This is a genomic window from Parvularcula sp. LCG005 (genome assembly GCF_032930845.1).
Taxonomy (GTDB): domain Bacteria; phylum Pseudomonadota; class Alphaproteobacteria; order Caulobacterales; family Parvularculaceae; genus Parvularcula.
The window spans coordinates 1,494,871-1,512,400 of the sequence record NZ_CP136758.1; the positions used below are offsets into that span (position 1 = coordinate 1,494,871).

At 59.7% G+C, this 17,530-nt stretch carries 19 protein-coding genes and 1 pseudogene; 13 read left to right on the forward strand and 7 right to left on the reverse strand.

The annotated features are described in order from the left end of the window. Window positions 1-94: 94 nt before the first annotated feature. The 4 genes from RUI03_RS07060 to RUI03_RS14740 are packed head-to-tail and all read left to right on the forward strand — an operon-like array spanning window position 95 to window position 1,457. The gene (locus tag RUI03_RS07060) at window positions 95-295 is read left to right on the forward strand and encodes a hypothetical protein (protein ID WP_317289585.1); all 201 of its coding nucleotides are present in this window, start codon (window positions 95-97) and stop codon (window positions 293-295) included. 18 nt (window positions 296-313) lie between these two features. Further along, entirely contained in the window at window positions 314-592 is a 279-nt protein-coding gene (locus RUI03_RS07065; protein ID WP_410795926.1) for a nucleoside hydrolase-like domain-containing protein, read from the forward strand. Between the two features lie 25 nt (window positions 593-617). Further along, window positions 618-1,271, forward strand: a complete 654-nt coding sequence (locus RUI03_RS07070; protein ID WP_317289586.1) for a nucleoside hydrolase-like domain-containing protein — start codon at window positions 618-620, stop codon at window positions 1,269-1,271. 3 nt (window positions 1,272-1,274) lie between these two features. Beyond that, complete coding sequence (locus tag RUI03_RS14740; protein ID WP_410795897.1) at window positions 1,275-1,457, forward strand: hypothetical protein; 183 nt, start codon at window positions 1,275-1,277, stop codon at window positions 1,455-1,457. Window positions 1,458-1,534: 77 nt separating this feature from the next. Here the strand turns inward: RUI03_RS14740 and RUI03_RS07075 are convergent, their stop codons facing one another. Then, window positions 1,535-2,644 (reverse strand): S-(hydroxymethyl)glutathione dehydrogenase/class III alcohol dehydrogenase, encoded by a 1,110-nt coding sequence (locus RUI03_RS07075; RefSeq protein WP_317289587.1) that lies wholly within the window; start codon window positions 2,642-2,644, stop codon window positions 1,535-1,537. 196 nt (window positions 2,645-2,840) lie between these two features. Between RUI03_RS07075 and RUI03_RS07080 the strand changes: the two genes are divergently transcribed. The 5 genes from RUI03_RS07080 to gmk all read left to right on the forward strand — a co-directional run bounded on the left by RUI03_RS07080 (window position 2,841) and on the right by gmk (window position 7,090). After that, window positions 2,841-3,077: an acyl carrier protein gene (locus tag RUI03_RS07080; protein ID WP_317289588.1), complete on the forward strand. Its 237-nt coding sequence runs from the start codon at window positions 2,841-2,843 to the stop codon at window positions 3,075-3,077. 138 nt (window positions 3,078-3,215) lie between these two features. Continuing rightward, window positions 3,216-4,499: a beta-ketoacyl-ACP synthase II gene (gene fabF, locus RUI03_RS07085; RefSeq protein ID WP_410795927.1), complete on the forward strand. Its 1,284-nt coding sequence runs from the start codon at window positions 3,216-3,218 to the stop codon at window positions 4,497-4,499. 16 nt (window positions 4,500-4,515) lie between these two features. Further along, complete coding sequence (mltG, locus tag RUI03_RS07090) at window positions 4,516-5,535, forward strand: endolytic transglycosylase MltG (RefSeq protein ID WP_317289590.1); 1,020 nt, start codon at window positions 4,516-4,518, stop codon at window positions 5,533-5,535. Between the two features lie 11 nt (window positions 5,536-5,546). Further along, entirely contained in the window at window positions 5,547-6,446 is a 900-nt protein-coding gene (locus RUI03_RS07095) for a YicC/YloC family endoribonuclease (RefSeq protein WP_317289591.1), read from the forward strand. Next, entirely contained in the window at window positions 6,443-7,090 is a 648-nt protein-coding gene (gene gmk / locus RUI03_RS07100) for a guanylate kinase (protein ID WP_317289592.1), read from the forward strand. Before RUI03_RS07095 ends, gmk begins: the two co-directional genes overlap by 4 nt. Before the next feature lie 7 nt (window positions 7,091-7,097). Here the strand turns inward: gmk and RUI03_RS07105 are convergent. Next, window positions 7,098-8,660: pseudogene (locus RUI03_RS07105) on the reverse strand (helicase HerA-like domain-containing protein); the annotation flags it as partial. 117 nt (window positions 8,661-8,777) lie between these two features. Between RUI03_RS07105 and RUI03_RS07110 the strand changes: the two are divergent. Then, on the forward strand, window positions 8,778-9,119 hold the full coding sequence (locus RUI03_RS07110; RefSeq protein ID WP_317289593.1) for an Hpt domain-containing protein: 342 nt from the start codon (window positions 8,778-8,780) through the stop codon (window positions 9,117-9,119). Here the strand turns inward: RUI03_RS07110 and fni are convergent. Further along, complete coding sequence (gene fni / locus RUI03_RS07115; RefSeq protein WP_317289594.1) at window positions 9,116-10,153, reverse strand: type 2 isopentenyl-diphosphate Delta-isomerase; 1,038 nt, start codon at window positions 10,151-10,153, stop codon at window positions 9,116-9,118. The two genes, RUI03_RS07110 and fni, sit on opposite strands and share 4 nt — an antisense overlap. A gap of 149 nt (window positions 10,154-10,302) precedes the next feature. Between fni and RUI03_RS07120 the strand changes: the two genes are divergently transcribed. After that, window positions 10,303-11,238 (forward strand): polyprenyl synthetase family protein, encoded by a 936-nt coding sequence (locus RUI03_RS07120; RefSeq protein ID WP_317289595.1) that lies wholly within the window; start codon window positions 10,303-10,305, stop codon window positions 11,236-11,238. Here the strand turns inward: RUI03_RS07120 and RUI03_RS07125 are convergent. The 3 genes from RUI03_RS07125 to trmFO all read right to left on the reverse strand — a co-directional run bounded on the left by RUI03_RS07125 (window position 11,231) and on the right by trmFO (window position 14,672). Continuing rightward, window positions 11,231-11,977, reverse strand: a complete 747-nt coding sequence (locus tag RUI03_RS07125) for a hypothetical protein (RefSeq protein ID WP_317289596.1) — start codon at window positions 11,975-11,977, stop codon at window positions 11,231-11,233. The genes RUI03_RS07120 and RUI03_RS07125 overlap by 8 nt on opposite strands. 65 nt (window positions 11,978-12,042) lie before the next feature. Beyond that, window positions 12,043-13,227: a DUF418 domain-containing protein gene (locus tag RUI03_RS07130; protein WP_317289597.1), complete on the reverse strand. Its 1,185-nt coding sequence runs from the start codon at window positions 13,225-13,227 to the stop codon at window positions 12,043-12,045. Window positions 13,228-13,301: 74 nt separating this feature from the next. Continuing rightward, window positions 13,302-14,672: a methylenetetrahydrofolate--tRNA-(uracil(54)-C(5))-methyltransferase (FADH(2)-oxidizing) TrmFO gene (gene trmFO / locus RUI03_RS07135; RefSeq protein ID WP_317289598.1), complete on the reverse strand. Its 1,371-nt coding sequence runs from the start codon at window positions 14,670-14,672 to the stop codon at window positions 13,302-13,304. Window positions 14,673-14,768: 96 nt separating this feature from the next. Here trmFO and RUI03_RS07140 point away from each other — a divergent pair, with 96 nt between their 5' ends. Beyond that, window positions 14,769-15,566, forward strand: coding sequence for a class I SAM-dependent methyltransferase (locus RUI03_RS07140; RefSeq protein ID WP_317289599.1), 798 nt, complete (start codon window positions 14,769-14,771; stop codon window positions 15,564-15,566). Here the strand turns inward: RUI03_RS07140 and RUI03_RS07145 are convergent. Beyond that, on the reverse strand, window positions 15,472-16,551 hold the full coding sequence (locus RUI03_RS07145; protein ID WP_317289600.1) for an AraC family transcriptional regulator: 1,080 nt from the start codon (window positions 16,549-16,551) through the stop codon (window positions 15,472-15,474). The two genes, RUI03_RS07140 and RUI03_RS07145, sit on opposite strands and share 95 nt — an antisense overlap. 167 nt (window positions 16,552-16,718) lie before the next feature. Between RUI03_RS07145 and RUI03_RS07150 the strand changes: the two genes are divergently transcribed. Next, window positions 16,719-17,528 (forward strand): DUF2306 domain-containing protein, encoded by an 810-nt coding sequence (locus RUI03_RS07150; protein WP_317289601.1) that lies wholly within the window; start codon window positions 16,719-16,721, stop codon window positions 17,526-17,528. Window positions 17,529-17,530: the final 2 nt, after the last annotated feature.

Consider the following 17,530-nt stretch of genomic DNA (forward strand, 5'->3'; position numbering starts at 1 on the left):
AAGAACCGAATTCCTTGTAGGCCGCGCAACCGACCTTTGTCAAAAGTCGGTCGGTCAGGACACTTGGCGTGCAATGTGACGGAAGGATACCCCGATGACGAAACCAGTTTCCCTCTTAGCGGTCGGGTGCGCCATTCTGCTGCCAGCATGCCAACCTGAGGACCCATCGACGGCGCCGGAAAAGTCGGCAACAGAGGCGACTGAAAACAGGCCTCGCATCATAAATATGACGGATCTGGGCGCTGATCCCGATGACGAGCAGTCCATGGTGCGCCAGCTGGTCATGGCCAACTAATATGATATCGAAGGCCTCATCGTTTCGACCGGTTGCTGGAAGAAATCGCAAGAGTCGACCGTCATGCTTGATCGGATTGTTGACGCCTATGAGCTGGCCTATCCCAACCTCTCCGTCCACACACAGAATTTTCCAGAACCCGGCGACCTCCGGTCCATTTCGGTCATGGGTCAGACAGGCTACGGCATGTCGGATGTGGGGGAAGGCAAGGATACCGCCGGATCAGACCTGATTATCGAGGCGGTCGATCGCGATGATCCGCGCCCCGTCTGGGTCATGTGCGGGGGGCGGGTGTAATCCTGTCGCCCAGGCCTTGTGGAAAGTGAAGGCGACGCGCTCAGCGGATGAGGTTGCCGATTTCATCCGTAAACTGCGGGTCTACGATGTGCTGGGACAGGATGATGCCGGCACATGGATCGCGAAGACCTTCCCGGACCTCCTCTACATCCGGGCCACAGGTATTGTGTATGGCTGGCAGCCGACCAATAAATGGCTGGCCGAAAATATCCAGTCCCATGGCCCGCTTGGTGAAGTCTATCCCGACACACAGTGGGCGACCGAAGGCGATACGCCCGCCTTCCTGCATGTCTATCCGAATGGTCTGCATAACCCCGACGATGTCTCGCAAGGGGGCTGGGGTGGCCGGTTCTCTGCGGAAAAACGCACAGGTATTCGAGGCATGGAGTGCATGGAAGGCGAAGATGCCACCTATGATCCTTACCTGATGTATGGCGATGCTGAGGAGGGCGGCGAGACAATCGCCCGCTGGAAACCGGCGATTGAAAACGATTTCGAAGCGCGAATGGACTGGACGATCACTGATCAGTACGCAGACGCCAACCATCATCCTGTCGCCATTCTGAACGGCGACGCCTCGCGCGCCATGCTTGAACTGTCTGTTCAGCCTGACGACGTCGTGACACTTGACGCGACGGGCTCAACTGATCCCGATGAGGACACGCTGTCCTATCACTAGTTCATGTATGAAGCGCCGTCGACCTATGATGGCGCGGTCGCCATTTCTGATCAGGATCGTGCGGTGGCGAGCTTGCGCATTCCGAACGATGCCTCAGGAAAAGATCTCCATATCATCCTAGAGCTGAAAGATGACGGTGCGCCCAGTTTGACGACCTACAGGCGCGCCATACTGAAGGTGAAATAGACCTCCGTCCCAAAAAGAACGGCCCGAAAGAGACAAATCTTTCGGGCCGTTTTTATATCGTCATCCAACAAAGGCGATCAGTACACCACCACGCTTCGGATGCTTTCGCCCGAATGCATCAAATCAAAGCCCTTATTGATATCTTCAAGCGCCAGCTTGTGCGTGATCAGGCTGTCGATATCGATCCGGCCTTCCATATACATATCGACGATCTTGGGGACATCGGTCCGTCCGCGGGCGCCGCCAAAGGCTGAGCCGCGCCAGACGCGGCCCGTGACGAGCTGGAAGGGGCGGGTGCTGATTTCTGCACCGGCAGGAGCGACACCGATAATGACGCTTTCACCCCAGCCCTTGTGACAGCACTCCAGCGCCACGCGCATCACATCCACATTGCCGATGCACTCAAAGGAATAGTCCGCACCGCCGCCGGTCAGTTCGACCAGATGCCCTGTCAGATTGTCACCATGGTCTTTGGGGTTCACGAAGTGGGTCATGCCGAACTGGCGCGCCATCGCCTCCTTGTCCGGGTTCATGTCGACGCCGACGATCTGCCGGGCGCCAATCAGTTTAAGGCCCTGAATCACGTTGAGGCCGATCCCGCCAAGGCCGAAAACGACGGCGGTCGAGTTCGGCTCCACCTTCGCTGTAAATATCACCGCACCGATGCCGGTGGTCACGCCGCAGCCAATGTAGCAAATCTTGTCGAAGGGCGCGTCGGAGCGGACCTTGGCCAGCGAAATTTCCGGCAGCACGGTGTAGTTGGAGAATGTCGAGCAGCCCATGTAATGCAGGATCGGTTTGCCCTTGTAGGAAAAGCGGGATGTCCCGTTGGGCATGACCCCCTGTCCCTGGGTGGCGCGGATCTTCTGGCAAAGGTTTGTCTTGCCGTTCAGGCAATACTCACATTCCCGGCATTCCGGAGTGTAAAGGGGGATGACATGGTCACCGACCTTCAGATCCTTCACCCCGGGACCAACTTCCACGACGACGCCCGCACCTTCATGACCGAGGATCGCAGGGAAGGCGCCTTCCGGGTCCTTGCCGGACAGCGTGAACTCGTCCGTGTGGCAGATTCCGGTCGCCTTGATCTCCACCAGAACCTCACCCGCCTTGGGGCCATCCAGGTCCACCTCGACAACCTCAAGCGGTTTTCCGGCTTCAAAAGCGACGGCGGCGCGTGTTTTCATGATGTTCTCCTCGGACAGATGCGATATTTTTTCGGCATATTCGATGTTATGAAGGCAACCTAGAGCGATTTGCGGGCGTTCACATGCTTGCGTCGCTTGACGCAATCTTCTATGGGCGAGCCGACAAGTCGTTCTCGTCCCATTAACCCAACTCTAGTTGGGGGGACACCAACCCCCCTAAAGGCAGGAGCTCTTCATGTCCGATATTGCCGAGCGCGTTAAAAAAATCACGGTGGAGCACCTCGATGTTGACGCCGCTAAAGTCACACCGGAAGCCAGCTTCATTGATGACCTCGGCGCCGACAGCCTCGACATTGTCGAGCTCGTGATGGCTTTCGAAGAAGAATTCGATATCGAAATTCCAGACGACGCTGCTGAAACCATTCAGACCGTCGGCGACGCGATCAAGTTCATCGAAGAACGCGTTTCCTGAACCGTTTCTCGCGGCGTCTGACCTTTTATGACGCCGAATTGAAATGAACATCAGCCCGCCGCTATTCACTAGCGGCGGGTTTTTGCTATCCAATTCCGTGAAATCAGCCTTCTGGCGTTGAGGAGGAGTTATCCCATGATGAGACGTGTCGTTGTCACAGGGATGGGACTGGTCAGTCCCTTGGGGTCAGGGTCCAAGGAAGATCCCGTGAATGGGCCTTGGAAGCGGCTGTTGAATGGCGAATCGGGCCTGGACCGTCTCACACTGTTCGATACCACCAATTACGCCTGCCAGATTGGCGGCGAAGTCCCGATGAAGAAGGACTTCCCCGACGACCCGCTCGCACTGGACTTTGATGATTGGGTCGAGCCGAAAGAACAGCGCCGGATGGAGCCGTTTATCATGTTCGGCATGGCCGCCGCAGACATGGCGCTGGCCGATGCCGGACTGCCGCTGGAAAAAGAAGAGGATCTCGTCCGGACTGGCGTGCTGATCGGATCGGGTATTGGCGGCCTGAATGGTATCGCCAAGACGACACGGCTATTGGATGAAAAAGGCCCGCGCCGCGTCTCGCCGTTCTTTATTCCCAGCTGCCTGATCAATCTCGTGTCCGGCCAGGTCTCGATCAAACACGGCCTGAAAGGGCCGAATCATTCGGTCGTCACGGCCTGCGCGACCGGTGTGCATGCCATTGGTGATGCCGCGCGCCTGATCGCTTTCGGTGATGCAGATGCCATGGTGGCCGGCGGCGCCGAAGCCGCCATCTGCGACATCGGGTATGCAGGCTTCATCGCCGCAAAAGCCCTGTCGACAGGTTTCAACGACAATCCAGCGGCCGGTTCACGCCCTTATGATCGCGATCGCGACGGCTTTGTCATGGGCGAGGGCGCCGGCGTTCTTGTTCTTGAGGAATATGAGCGGGCGAAGGCCCGCGGGGCCAAGATCTACGGTGAAATCGTTGGCTATGGCCTTTCTGGCGATGCCTACCACATCACCGCACCAGCCTCTGACGGCGACGGCGGCTATCGTGCCATGAAAGCGGCACTGGAACGCGCAGGGCTCGCCCCCTCAGATATCGACTATGTCAACGCGCACGGCACCTCGACGCCGCTTGGGGACGAAATCGAACTCCGCGCGGTCGAGCGGCTCTGGGGCAGCGATGCCAATGGCCTTGTCATGTCATCGACCAAATCGGCCGTCGGGCACCTTCTGGGGGCAGCCGGTGCGATCGAGGCCGTCTACAGCCTTCTGGCAATGCGGGACGGGGTGGCACCAGCCACACTCAACCTCGACAATCCGTCGGTTGAGACAGAAATCAACCTCGCCGCGAAAGAGCCGGTCGAAAAACCCATCTCAGCTGTGCTATCCAACAGTTTCGGTTTCGGCGGCACCAATGCGTCGATTGTCATGAAACGGGTCTGACAGGGCAGGACATCTTATGGCGGCTCCTCACCGCGAACGTGGCGGCATTATCGGCAAGCTGGTGGGGGTCGTCTTCGTCCTCGCCCTCATAGCGGCGGCTGGTGCCGGGTATTACGCCTGGCAGCTTGATCAGAAGATCAAGGCGCCGGGCCCGCTCAGCGAAACATCCATCCTGTGGATCGAACGGGGCAATGGCGTGGCGACAGTCGGGACCAAGCTCGACGAAATGGGCGCGATAGAAGACACGTTTCACTTCAAGGTGGCGTCCAGGATCAACAAACTCGCGCCAGACCTGCAGGCGGGGGAATATGAAATCCCGGCCAATGCCAGCGTCGCCGAAATCGTCACCCTGCTGAAGGAAGGCAAGCCGCTTCTGCGCTTTGTCACGCTGCCTGAAGGCCTCACCACCAAGCAGATCATTGCGCGAATCAATGAGGCGCCGATGCTTGAAGGCGAGGTCACGCTGGACCCAGGTGAGGGGACCTTGCTGCCCGAAACCTATTCCTATCAACGTGGTGACGCCCGCGATTCGATCATCACCCGCATGACGGCCGCCCATGACGACGTCATCAATGAGCTCTGGCCCAATCGGGCGGCGGACCTTCCGATAAAAACACAGATGGAAGCGGTCATTCTCGCCTCCATCGTGGAGAAGGAAACCGGCATCGCGGCGGAGCGTCCGCGCGTGGCCGCTGTTTTCACTAATCGTCTGAAACGCGGGATGCGCCTGCAGTCTGATCCGACCATTATCTATGGTCTGACAGGGGGGGAGCCCCTTGGTCGCGGCATCCGCCAATCGGAGCTGCGCGGCGAAACGCCGTACAATACCTATGTGATCCGGGGGCTGCCGCCGACACCCATTGCCAATCCAGGACGCGAATCACTCGCCGCCGTTCTTAATCCGGCGGATACGAAAGACCTCTATTTTGTCGCTGACGGGACCGGCGGACATGTCTTTGCGACAAGCCTGGCGGAGCACAACAGTAACGTCGCCAAGTGGCGGAAAATCGAGCGCGAACGCCGCGCCGCAAACTGAAAGACGGGGCCATGACCCTATCCAGCATGACCGGCTTTGGCGCTGCCAGCGGCACCGTCAGCCTGAAGAGTGGGCGGACGGCGCATTGGGCCTGGGAGCTCAAAAGCGTCAATGGCCGCGGTCTCGATATCCGCCTGCGCCTTCCCTCAGGCCTAGACATGTTCGACAGCCGAGCCCGCAAGATTATTAGTGCGTCCATCGCTCGAGGCTCGGTCAACGCAAACCTGACGGCGGAATGGAGCGAGACCGGCCGACGCCTTGTCCTTGATGAAGAGGCTTTGACATCGGTCAGCCAGGCGGTCGATCGCGTCCGGCTGCTGATCGAATCAACGCCGCCATCGGTCGACGGCATTCTGGCCATCAAGGGCGTTCTCAATCTGGCTGAGGACGGCGTCAGCGCCGAGGAGATGCAGGCTTTGGCCGACGCCGCGGCAACGGGTCTTGAGCAGGCCGTTGGCGCGCTCGATGCGGCGCGTCTTTCCGAAGGTGAGCGACTGAGAGCCAATCTCGAAGGCCAGTTGGACAGCATGACCGCGCTTGCCGCCGATGCGCGGGCCCAGGCTGCCGATGCCGTGGAACGTCATCTGGACCAATTGCGCGGTCAGATTGCGGAGCTTCTGGCAGACAGCGGTATGAATGAGGACCGCCTGACGCAGGAGGCAGCGCTTCTCGCCGTGAAGACAGATGTCCGCGAAGAGCTTGACCGGCTCGACGGGCATCTTGTCAGCATACGGGAACACATGAACGAAGGCGGCCTGATGGGCCGCCGGCTTGATTTCCTCGCGCAGGAACTGGCGCGCGAAGCCAACACATTGACGACCAAAGCGCCCACAATGGCCCTCAAACGGGTCGGACTGGATCTGAAAGTCGTCGTCGATCAATTCAAAGAGCAGGTCCAGAACATCGCATGACCACCCCGAACGCCAATACCGGTATCGCCCGTCGCGGCATGCTGTTCGTCGTCTCCAGCCCGTCAGGCGCGGGCAAGACGACCTTGAGCCGTCGCCTCATGGAGCGCGACGACGGCATTGAAATGTCCGTGTCCTATACAACCCGGAAGCCGCGCGTCGGTGAGGTTGATGGTGTCGATTATTCATTCGTAGGCGAATCGACATTTCTGCGGATGAAGAACGAGGGCGCCTTTCTCGAATCGGCCAAGGTCTTCGACAATTATTACGGCACGCCAAAGGCGCCGGTCATGGACGCTATCGAAGAGGGCCGCGACGTCCTGTTCGATATTGACTGGCAGGGTGCACAGCAACTGGCCGAGGTTGCCCGCGGTGATCTCGTCACCGTGTTCATTCTACCGCCCACTCGCGCAACCCTCGAAGAACGCCTGCGCAATCGCGCACAGGACCCCGAAGAGATTGTCCAGCGCCGTATGGCGCAGGCCGATTCCGAAATGTCGCACTACGCTGAATATGGCTATGTGATCGTCAACAGCGATATTCAGACCGCGTCTGATCAACTCTGGGCGATCCTTCAGGCAGAGCGCCTGAAGCGGACGCGCCAGACCGGCCTACGCGCGTTTGTCCAGTCGGTGGTCAGCCAATAATCGCCGGTTAGCGCCGTTTCATGCCGCCAAGAATACCGCGCATCAATTCGCGGACAAGCGTCCGTGTCCCGGTACGGATGGCCTGATTGAGAGCCTTTTCCTGCGTCGTCATGCGCGTTGATGATCGCCGCCGCGGCGTGGATGCAGGTCGGGATTGCCGTTCGCGCTCACTCGCTCGCGCGGCGGCTTCGCGTTCGGCGATCTGCTCCTCACGGGCTCTCTTGGCCTCCGCTTCTTCGTCGGCCTGAGCGGCCTTGGCCGCCTTGTCCGCACGGTCGAGAAGAATTTCGTAAGCTGACACGCGGTCGACGGTCGTGTCGTATTTCTCGCCCATCAGACTTTCAGCCATCAGAAACTGACGCTCTTCTGGCGTCAGGGGGCCCATACGGGATGCTGGCGGACGGATCATCGTCTGCTGCACAAAATCCGGCACGCCTTTTTTCAGCAGTGTGCTGACCAAAGCTTCACCCACCCCAAGCTGAGTGACCACCTCCGCAGCGTTGAAGCCTGGGTTGGCGCGAAACGTGTCCGCAGCGGTCTTCACGACACGCTGTTCCTTAGGTGTATAGGCGCGCAGGGCGTGCAGGACGCGATTGCCCAGCTGACTGGATACACTGTCCGGAATATCCATCGGATTCTGACTGGCAAAATAGATGCCGACGCCTTTCGACCTGATCAGCCGAACGACCTGCTCGATTCGCTCAAGCAGCGCTGACGGTGCGTCGTCAAAGAGGAGGTGAGCCTCGTCAAAGAAGAATACCAGCACCGGCTTTTCCGGATCACCAATCTCGGGCAGTTCTTCAAACAGTTCTGACAGCAGCCACAGGAGGAAGGTGGCGTAGAGCTTTGGCGTCATCATCAGGCGGTCCGCCGCCAGTATGTTGATGATGCCACGCCCATCATCGGCGCACTTCAGAAAATCCTGCAGGTCGAGTTTCGGCTCGCCAAAAAACTGCTCCGCCCCCTGATCTTCAAGCTGCAGAAGCTTGCGCTGGATGGCTGCGATAGAGGCAGGCGCGACATTGCCGTAGGTCAATGACAGTTCCTTGCGCCGCCCACCAATATCAACGAGCAGGGCGCGGAGGTCCTTCAGGTCCAGAAGCGGCAGGCCTTCCTCGTCCGCGACCCGAAAGGCGAGGGTCAGAACGCCCTCCTGAGTGTCATTAAGATCGAGGAGCCGGCCGAGAAGAAGCGGCCCCATCTCAGTGACGGTGGCGCGAATGGGATGACCTTTCTCGCCGTGGAGGTCCCAGAACGTGACGGGCATGGCTTCGCCGCTGTAACCGTCTAGGCCAATTTTCTCGGCCCGCTCTGTCAGAAAACTCTTGTCTGCCCCCCGGGTGGCAAGCCCCGCCAGATCACCTTTCACATCAGCGACGAAGCACGGCACACCCTCCCGGGAGAACGCTTCGGCCATGATCTGCAGGGTGACCGTTTTTCCCGTCCCCGTGGCCCCGGCGATGAGACCGTGGCGGTTGGCGTATTTGAGGGCCAGCGTCACCGGTCGGTCACTTGCGCCCAGAAAAATGCTCAGATCTTCATCAGCCATCGATGGACTTCTCCAATGCGTCTCCGTGAGACGTTGAACGAGCCGTTGTCACAGGAGGCGTCGGCTAATCGCAATGATCTTTTAACAAAGATTCGTAAAACATGACGAACCGGCACGCAAAAAGGATGCCCCGTAGATATGGCAAAGACGTCGCTTATCGATCTTGATCATCTGGACCGCTATGTGGCGGGCGACCGTTCGCTTCGCGACGAAATTCTTTCCATTTTTGAAGAGCAGGCCGAGATGTGGACGCGAATGCTTGATCCGCGTGCCGAAGATAGCGCCTGGAAGGATGCTGCGCACGCCTTGAAGGGCGCCTCGCGCGGCGTTGGCGCGTGGCAGATTGGCGATATTTGCGAGCATGCGGAAACGCTCGTCGGCTCGACCGCCGACTCGGCGATGCGTGTCGACGCGGTAGACGAACTGCGCAATGTGGTCCGCAATACGGTGGCAGAGGTTCGTCGCCTGCGCGAACTCTAAAGCTCAACCAGCTCTGCTGATCTGAGGGCAGCAAGGTTTGCGCTGCCCGTGCAGAAACACGCAATCTTCAACGTTTCTATCACCGTTTCGAAGTGCTCGATCACCGCCTCAGTGCTCGTGATCGCGGCCTCCAGCGTGCCTGCTGCCTGTCCGACGATATCGGCCCCCAAGCGGATGGCCTTCGCGGCATCGACACCATTCCTGATCCCGCCCGAGGCAATGATCGTGGCATGCGACGCGGCCTTGCGAGCCGCCTGAACCGCAATCGCCGTCGGTACGCCCCATTCGGTAAAGGCACTGGCGATCTTGCGCATGCGCTCGTCGGGATGTCTGGCCCCCTCAACCCGGGCCCAATTGGTCCCCCCGGCACCGGCCACGTCGATGACCACGACGCCGATATCCGTCAGTTCCCGGACCACTGGCGCTGACAGGCCAAATCCCACTTCTTTCACTGCAACTGGCACATCCGACGCCACGAGGCGAGCGATACCTTCAAGAACACCGCGCCACGCCGTATCGCCGCCTTTCTGCACCGCCTCCTGCAGAGGGTTGAGATGGACGAACAAGCCATCGGCATCGATCATATCGATCGCGGCACGCGCGCGGTCGACGCCGTCCCGGTCAAGCAGTTGAGCTGCGCCGATATTGCCGATCAGCGGCACGTCGGGCGCCATCCGCCGCAATTCACCGGACAGGCCTCCGGCGCCCTGCTGTTCAAGGGCAATCCTCTGAGACCCGATGGCAAGCGCGATGCCCAGCGCATTCGCAGCCTCGGCAAGGTGCCTATTGATGGCTTCGGCCCGGTCAACGCCGCCTGTCATTGAACTGATCAGGAAGGGTGCCCGCAATTGCCGGCCGAAAAGCCTGGCTGAGAGATCCACGGCGGACAGGTCCAGCTCGGGCAGGGCGTTATGGGCAAGTTGTACGCGTTCGAACCCGGTGGACAGCCGGCCGAAGCCAACATCCCCGTTCAGGACGATATCGATATGGTCGGCCTTGCGACGTGCAATATCCGAGGATGTCTTTTCAGTCATGCGCCTGATCTAGCGCGGTCAAGCCCGGTCGTCATGACCCCAATTGGGTAGTTTCGTCGCAGGCGCGCGCGCTTTGCCTTTTGCAGGGTGTAGGCCTATTCTCACGCCAGAGAAAAAGGCGCGCGAAGCGGCGCTGCGAAAGGACCGGGATGAGCCATACGATCGCATCTGCGCCGCCGACAGCGCCAGGAGAGCGACCGGGATTTGGCGATGAGATGGGTGCACTGCGCCAGCTCGTCGACGCGCGCCTCGACCAACTGGTCCCCATGGCAGGACGCCCGAGCCTGGCCGCGCGACACAGCCTCCTTGCGCCTGGCAAGCGCCTGCGGGCGATCCTGACGCTGCTGGCGGCGCGCCAGTGCGGCGGTAGCGATGAGGCCGCGCTCGACACAGCCTGTGCCGTGGAGATGGTCCATACGGCGAGCCTCGTCTTTGACGACCTGCCTGCGATGGATGATGCGCGCCTGCGCCGCGGGGTTGAGACCGCCCACGTTCAGTTCGGCGAAGATGTGGCGATCCTTGCGGGCATCGGCCTGTTGAACGGGGCCTTTGGCGCGGTTGCCAAGGACAAGTCGCTGTCCAGTGCGCAGATCCAGATGATCGTCGGTATCCTGAGTGACTGCATCGGCTGGACAGGTCTGGTGCATGGCCAGGCCCTCGATCTCGAGGCTTGTGACGGCGAGGCCGCGGTGGATGATATCCATTACGGCAAGACCGGCACTCTGTTCATTGCCGCAGCGCTTGCGGGAGCGGCAACGGCGACGCTGGACGACCAGACCTGCACGATGTTCACCTCCTACGGCACGGCGCTGGGTCATGCGTATCAGGCCTATGACGATGTGCTGGATCTGATCGCCGATGACGGTGTGGCCGGGAAAACGACAGGACGTGACAGCGATAAGCTGACAGCCCTGTCCACAGCGAGAGGTCGTGACGAGCAGATCGAAGCCGGTCTGACCCGGGCAGAACATCACCTGAAGCTTGCCCGCGCTGCGACCATGACGGGCACCGATGAAACGCCGCTATCCCTGCTGGCCAGCCATATCGGCCGCTATTTCCGGAAGACATTCGCGACTGTCAGCTGACAGCCCGCTCATCCTTGCTTTCGCCGAACGGAAACCGAATCACGGTGGCCGTGTTGCGCGTCTGCGATGGACAAAGCTCCGCCAGCGGACAGTCGCCACAGGCGGGTTTGCCCGCATGACAGACTGAGCGTGCTAATCGGCGCAGCCCGTCACTCAGCTTGGAAAACTGGTCCGAGCCCCACGCCGCGGGTGCCCGCTCCGACACATGACGCGGTACCGCAGACAATGGTGCCCCCATGCTGCAAAGCTCCAGCCGCCGAATGACGCGCGCATTGTCTGCATCTATCGTCACAAGAGGACGCGCGAGACTGGAGAATGCCAGGACCGCCGCGGCTACGCCGGAGGACACACCTGGCAGGCGCTCGAGCCAGCGCTGTCCGGCGTCGGTGGACAGTTTGGCCAGAAAGCTGATGTCGATCGCGCCTTTCTCCTCCGCGATCTGACGAAGGATCGCAGGCACCGCTGCGGCCTTCTTCGTCGCGCGGGGCAGGCCGATAAAAAATGGCGCCAAATCTTCAGCAGACACGTTGGACAGCGCAACCCAATGAGGCCAGCGCGCTCGCACCCGATTGAAGACGGCCAGCCCGACGGGCGGCGCGGCGCCTTCACCGATCACACCGAAGATCAGCTGTGCCAGCGGATCGGACAGGGTCTGCCTGGCCGAAGGGTAGGTCGCCGACAGACGACCCAATATCTCAGGCAGTCGGTTATCGGTCGCGAAGGTAAGCGAGGTCTGCATGTGGAAAACATAGTGAACAAACACAGAACATGCAAGAGGTGATTCGCGTCAGGGCAGTATTGATATCACGCGGCACTTGTCCGCCTGAATGGAATGTCCACTGTCCCGAATGTTGCCGCCCGCCACAGCCATTCGAGAGGCCCGTAGCGATAGTGCCGATACCAGAGGCTTGCCGCGATCATCTGCATACCGAAGGTGATAACACCAAATGTCAGCGCCTGTCCCTGATTCCAGTCGTCCCATAGCCCCAGACCATAACCATAGAATACGGGGACAAACAGCAGGCTCTGGCCGACATAGAGAGTGAGGGTCATGCGTCCCACAGGGGCGAGTGTCTGCATCACACGCGGCACAAGACGCCAAACTTCAACAAACAAGATGACCTGTGCGCCGGTGAAGGCCAGCTTGTGATAGCTGCCCCATATCTGGCCAAACCATTGGCGGGCGAAGCCATCGGGGCCCGCTGGTACCATCTGGGTGACACTGCCCGTCAGGGCTTCGAGCCCAAAGCCAAGGAGCAGGAACAGCCCCAGCAAGATCCGCCGCGACGTGACGTGCCGGTCGAGCTGCGCAAAGAAGCCGATGCGGCCAAGAACGAGCCCGAGGATGAAAAGGCCTACGATCTGCATCATCCGCCCGGACGTCCAGTAAAAGCTCATGCGCTGATGCACGCCATCCCACAGATTGACCGCGAGGATATCGCCGAAAGAGCTATTGGCAAAGGTGTTCAATGACTGATCGAGCAGGAAATAGGGTGGTTGCAATGCCCAATCTGCGCCATTCAGTGCACTGATCGTGCGAATAATCAGCTCTGGCTGCAGGAACAGGAACCCTGCGAGGGCCAGCAGGATCCAGTTATTTCGTATACGGTGAATGAAAATCAGGAGAAGCCCAAGAGGCGCCAGAACAGTCAGAATATCGCCCCGATAGATCAGTCCGTGAAGCACACCGATAACCATGAGAAGGGTGAGACGCCAGACGAAGCGCCCTGAAAAATCCGTTCCCCGCCGCGCCGCTCTATCCATGATGATGTGAAAGGACAGACCAAAGCAGAGGGCGAAAATGGCGAACGCCTTTCCCCCGAAAAGGCCAAAGACGAGACTGTTCACGACGCTCGGGTAGGGGTTCAGCCAGTAGAGCTCAAAATATTCAACACAGTGAACGAGGAACAGGCCCATGAGCGCGTAGCCGCGCAACGCGTCGACGATGACAAGGCGTTCAAAAAATGGCGGTGCTTTTGGTGTTGTCATTGTTGTCCTCCCCTGTCCAATCGGGAACTATAGGGCGGACACACGTTGACCAGCAAGATGGCCGGCAGGGTGGCTTATGCGGCCACCCACCCCGCTAGATCGACCAGTGCCCGGCGCGACATCGCCTTCTTCCGCGCACGCCCCTTTTCCTTGCCCTTGATGCGGTTGCCCTCATCATCGATGCGCGGGGTCTCCATCTCAGGGAAAAGACCAAAGTTCACGTTCATCGGCTGGAAGGAGCCTTTGCCGCCGTCCACATGACCTTCGGTGATGTGATAGTGAAGCGCCCCCAACGCCGTGGTGCGCGGCGGCGGCGATATGATTGCGCCGCGCGCCTCTGCCGCCGCAAACCGACCGGTCAGAAGGCCGATGGCCGCGCTTTCAAGGTATCCCTCAACCCCGGTGATCTGTCCGGCAAAACGCAAAGAAGGCCGCGCCTTTACCGACAGGGTCTGATCAAGGATCTTGGGGCTGTTGATGAAGGTGTTGCGGTGGATGCCGCCGAGCCGCGCGAACTGCGCCTTCTCCAAGCCGGGTATGAGACGAAAAACCTCCGCCTGCGCTCCATATTTCAGCTTGGTTTGGAAACCGACCATATTATACAGCGTACCCAGCGCATTATCCTGGCGCAGCTGCAGCACGGCATAGGGCCGCCGCCCGGTGCGCGGATCGGTCAGGCCCACGGGCTTCATCGGACCAAAGCGCAAGGTGTCGCGACCGCGTTCGGCCATGACTTCGACGGGCAGGCAGCCCTCGAAATAGGGGGTGTTCTTTTCCCATTCCTTGAACTCGGTTTTCTCACCGGCGATGATCGCGTCGAGGAAGGTATTGTACTCTTCCTCCGAGAACGGAAGATTGATATAATCCTTGCCTGTGCCGCCAGGGCCCGGCTTGTCATACCGCGACTGGAACCAGGCAATGTCGAAATTGATCGATTCCTTGTGGATGATCGGCGCAATGGCATCGAAGAACGCCAGCTCATCATTCCCCGCAACGGCCTTGATGGCATCCGCCAGCGCCCCCGAGGTCAGGGGCCCCGTCGCAATAATGGCGTTCGTGCCGGGCGCGGGCAGTTCCGTGACTTCCGACCGGTGAATGGTAATGTTGGGATGCGCCTCGATCGCAGCTGTCACTGCACTGGCGAAACCGTCGCGATCCACGGCCAGCGCGCCACCCGCGGGCACCTGGTTGGCATCGGCGCAGCGCAGGATGAGCGAGTTGCAGCGGCGCATCTCCTCGTGCAGCAGACCAACCGCGTTATACTCCGCGTCATCCGAGCGGAAGGAGTTGGAGCACACAAGCTCCGCAAAATTGTCCGTCTCATGGGCTTCGGTCTTGCGGACCGGGCGCATTTCGAAAAGGTCAACGCTCGCCCCGGCCTCTGCAGCCTGAAAGGCGGCTTCGGAGCCTGCAAGACCCCCGCCAATGATTGTAATATCTGCCATAGCGGCGGGCTTTAGCGGTCACGCGCCTGCGGCGAAAGGGGGGCTGGTCGGGCGCTCAAAATCAGATAATCATCGAAATGACAAAAGCGAGGCGCCATGCAGGAAACAGACGTTTACGACCCGGCCTTCGTGAAAAGCGTCTTCGATCGCTGTTCGGAAAAATACATAGCCTTCAGCTACGTGGCATCACTGGGTTTTACTGAGCGCTGGCGCAGGCAGTGCGTGGCCAAGCTCGACAAGACGACATCGCCATCACCGATTGCCTATGATCTAATGGCAGGAACGGGGGAGGTATGGCCCCACCTTCTAAAAAAATATCCGGATTTAGGCAGCATCACGGCCATTGACCTGTCATCGGGCATGCACAGACGCGCCATCGAACGACTGCACACCCACAGGGCCCACCGGATTGATTTTATCGAAGATGATGTTTTGGCCAGCGATCTGCCAGATTCAGGCGCTGATTTTGTCGTTTCAACCTTTGGGCTCAAAACGTTCAATAGAGAGCAACATGCAAAACTGGCCAAGCTGCTTGCCCGTGTCCTGAAATCAGGCGGCAGTTTCAGCCTGATAGAAGCGTCGGACCCAAAGGGCTGGTTTCTTCGGCCCCTCTACAATTTTCATCTGCACACGGTCCTGCCGCTCATCGAACGGTTCTTCCTGAAAGGCGCACAAGATTTTGCCATGATAGGGACGTACACGGCCAATTTTGGCAACGCTGCGGCCTTTGCTGATATGCTGAGAGCCGAGGGACTGGAAGTCCGCTTTCAGAAACACTTCTTTGGCTGTGCGACCAGCGTCAGCGGTCACAAGCCTGACCCTGTTCATTCGATATTACGTCGCAACGGTCACCCCGTCGAAAGGCGCGCGGCGTCTGGCCGGTGTCTTCCTTGAACGCGCGGTTGAACGGGCCGATGGAGCCAAAGCCGCAGCTCATGGCGATGTCCAGGATGGAGGTGTTCCGATGCGCCGGATCGACCAGCAGGCGTTTGGCCATGTCGACCCGGTAGCTGTTGAGACAGCGATTGAAGTTGGCAAAGCCTAGACCGGTCGTAATCGCCTGCGTCACCTTATAGTCTGGCTCACCCAAAATCTGGGCCAGATCGCCGATTTTCAGATTAGGGGTCGTAAAGACATCCTCGGCGGACAGGGTGCGCCCGACCTTCAGCGCCAGACGATCGAGACCAGCGCCGGCCACGGGCTCAGATTTGCGCGCCTTGCGCTGCGCCGTCACCGGGTGGCGTTGGCGGTACCGCACGGCCGCGATGCCCCCCGCCAGGGCGGCCATCGCCATCAGCACGCGAACCGTTTCCGCTTCGCGCGCGAAGAACGAGCCTGCCGGCGCATTGTCCACGATGATTACGGCGAAAAGCAGAAGGCACAGATAGCCGATGATGAAGGTCACCCGGAAACGCCCCTCGGCGCGCGACATGGCAAGACCAATCCCCCTCCAGGCCTCAAACAATGACATGAGAAGAACAGTTGAGCTCATCATCCCCGTGACCTGACGGAACGCGCCGCTCCACGCCCAGCCATCAGGAAGGAACTGACCGCCAAACCCGCTAAGGCTCAACAGTGCCACCAGAGCGAACGGCCATCGTTCGCCCGCCCGCGCCGGGTCAAACAGGGACCGCGACAGGAGCCACGACCAGCCACATCCCGCTACACAAAGAAAGCCAAACACAGGCAGCAGCGGCCCCAATCTGTCGCCGTACACCGCGCTGAAGATAAAACTGCCGATCGCAACCGCGAAGAACGCCGCCACGACATTGAGCTGGCAAAGCGGTTTCCGGCGCAACTGATCTACGACGAACCAGAGGGCGAGGGTGACCGTCGCCGTCGAGGTCAGCACAAAGAGGTTCATTGCCCCGAATGTCATGATGTTCGCCTTCCGCCCCAGGGGTCAGACTATGCAAATCTCCGGAAATTTTCAACGAAACTGACCGAATTGGCAAATCGGCGAGAGTTGGCGGGCCGTCCGTTCCTACGCAGGACCAGCCTGCCGCCTTGAAGGCAGGTCTGATTCATCTGCAAGGACTGACCGCCATGACCGAACGCCACCCACAAACCCGACGCGCCGATCTGTTTCTGAAAGGCACCGGCATTTTCTGGTATATCGTCGCGGCGATAGGGCAGGCAATCTTCATCTACTACATCTTCGCCTTTTACGGTGAAGCGACCGTCCAGAATGATCTTGGCTCGCTTAACGAGAAGGACGTCATCACCGGCATCGTCGATGGGGATGAGACCGGGAATTTCCTGTTCATCACCCACGCGCTGGGTGCGGCGGTCATCACCCTTGGCGGCCTTTTGCAGCTCATCCCCGCCATCAGGCGGTATGCTCCCGCTTTTCACCGGTGGAACGGGCGGATCTTCATGCTCATGGCCTACATGATGGCCCTTGGCGGCCTGATGATGGTGTGGGTCAGGGGGAGCTACACCTCCATGGCCGGTGCGGTCGGCATCACGGGCAATGCGCTGTGCATCATCCTCTTTGCTACGATCGCCCTTCGCCTCGCCATGCGGCGCCGCATCAATGAGCATCGCAAATGGGCAATGCGACTGTTTCTGGCGGCCAATGGCGTGTGGTTTATTCGCGTCTTTGTGATGGCGTGGATCATCATCAACCAGAGCCCCCGCTGGCTCGGTGACGGGCTGGAGGGGCCAGCCGGTGTCGCGATATCCTTCGCCGCCTTTTTTCTGCCTGTTGCCGTGCTGCAGCTTTACTTTGCGGCGCAGGACAGCAGGAGCGCCGCGCCCAAATACATCATGGGCGGCGGCCTCATCCTTGGCACGCTAATCATGGCAATGGGCATTTTCGGTGCCACCCTGTTCATGTGGGGCCCGCATTTCTGACG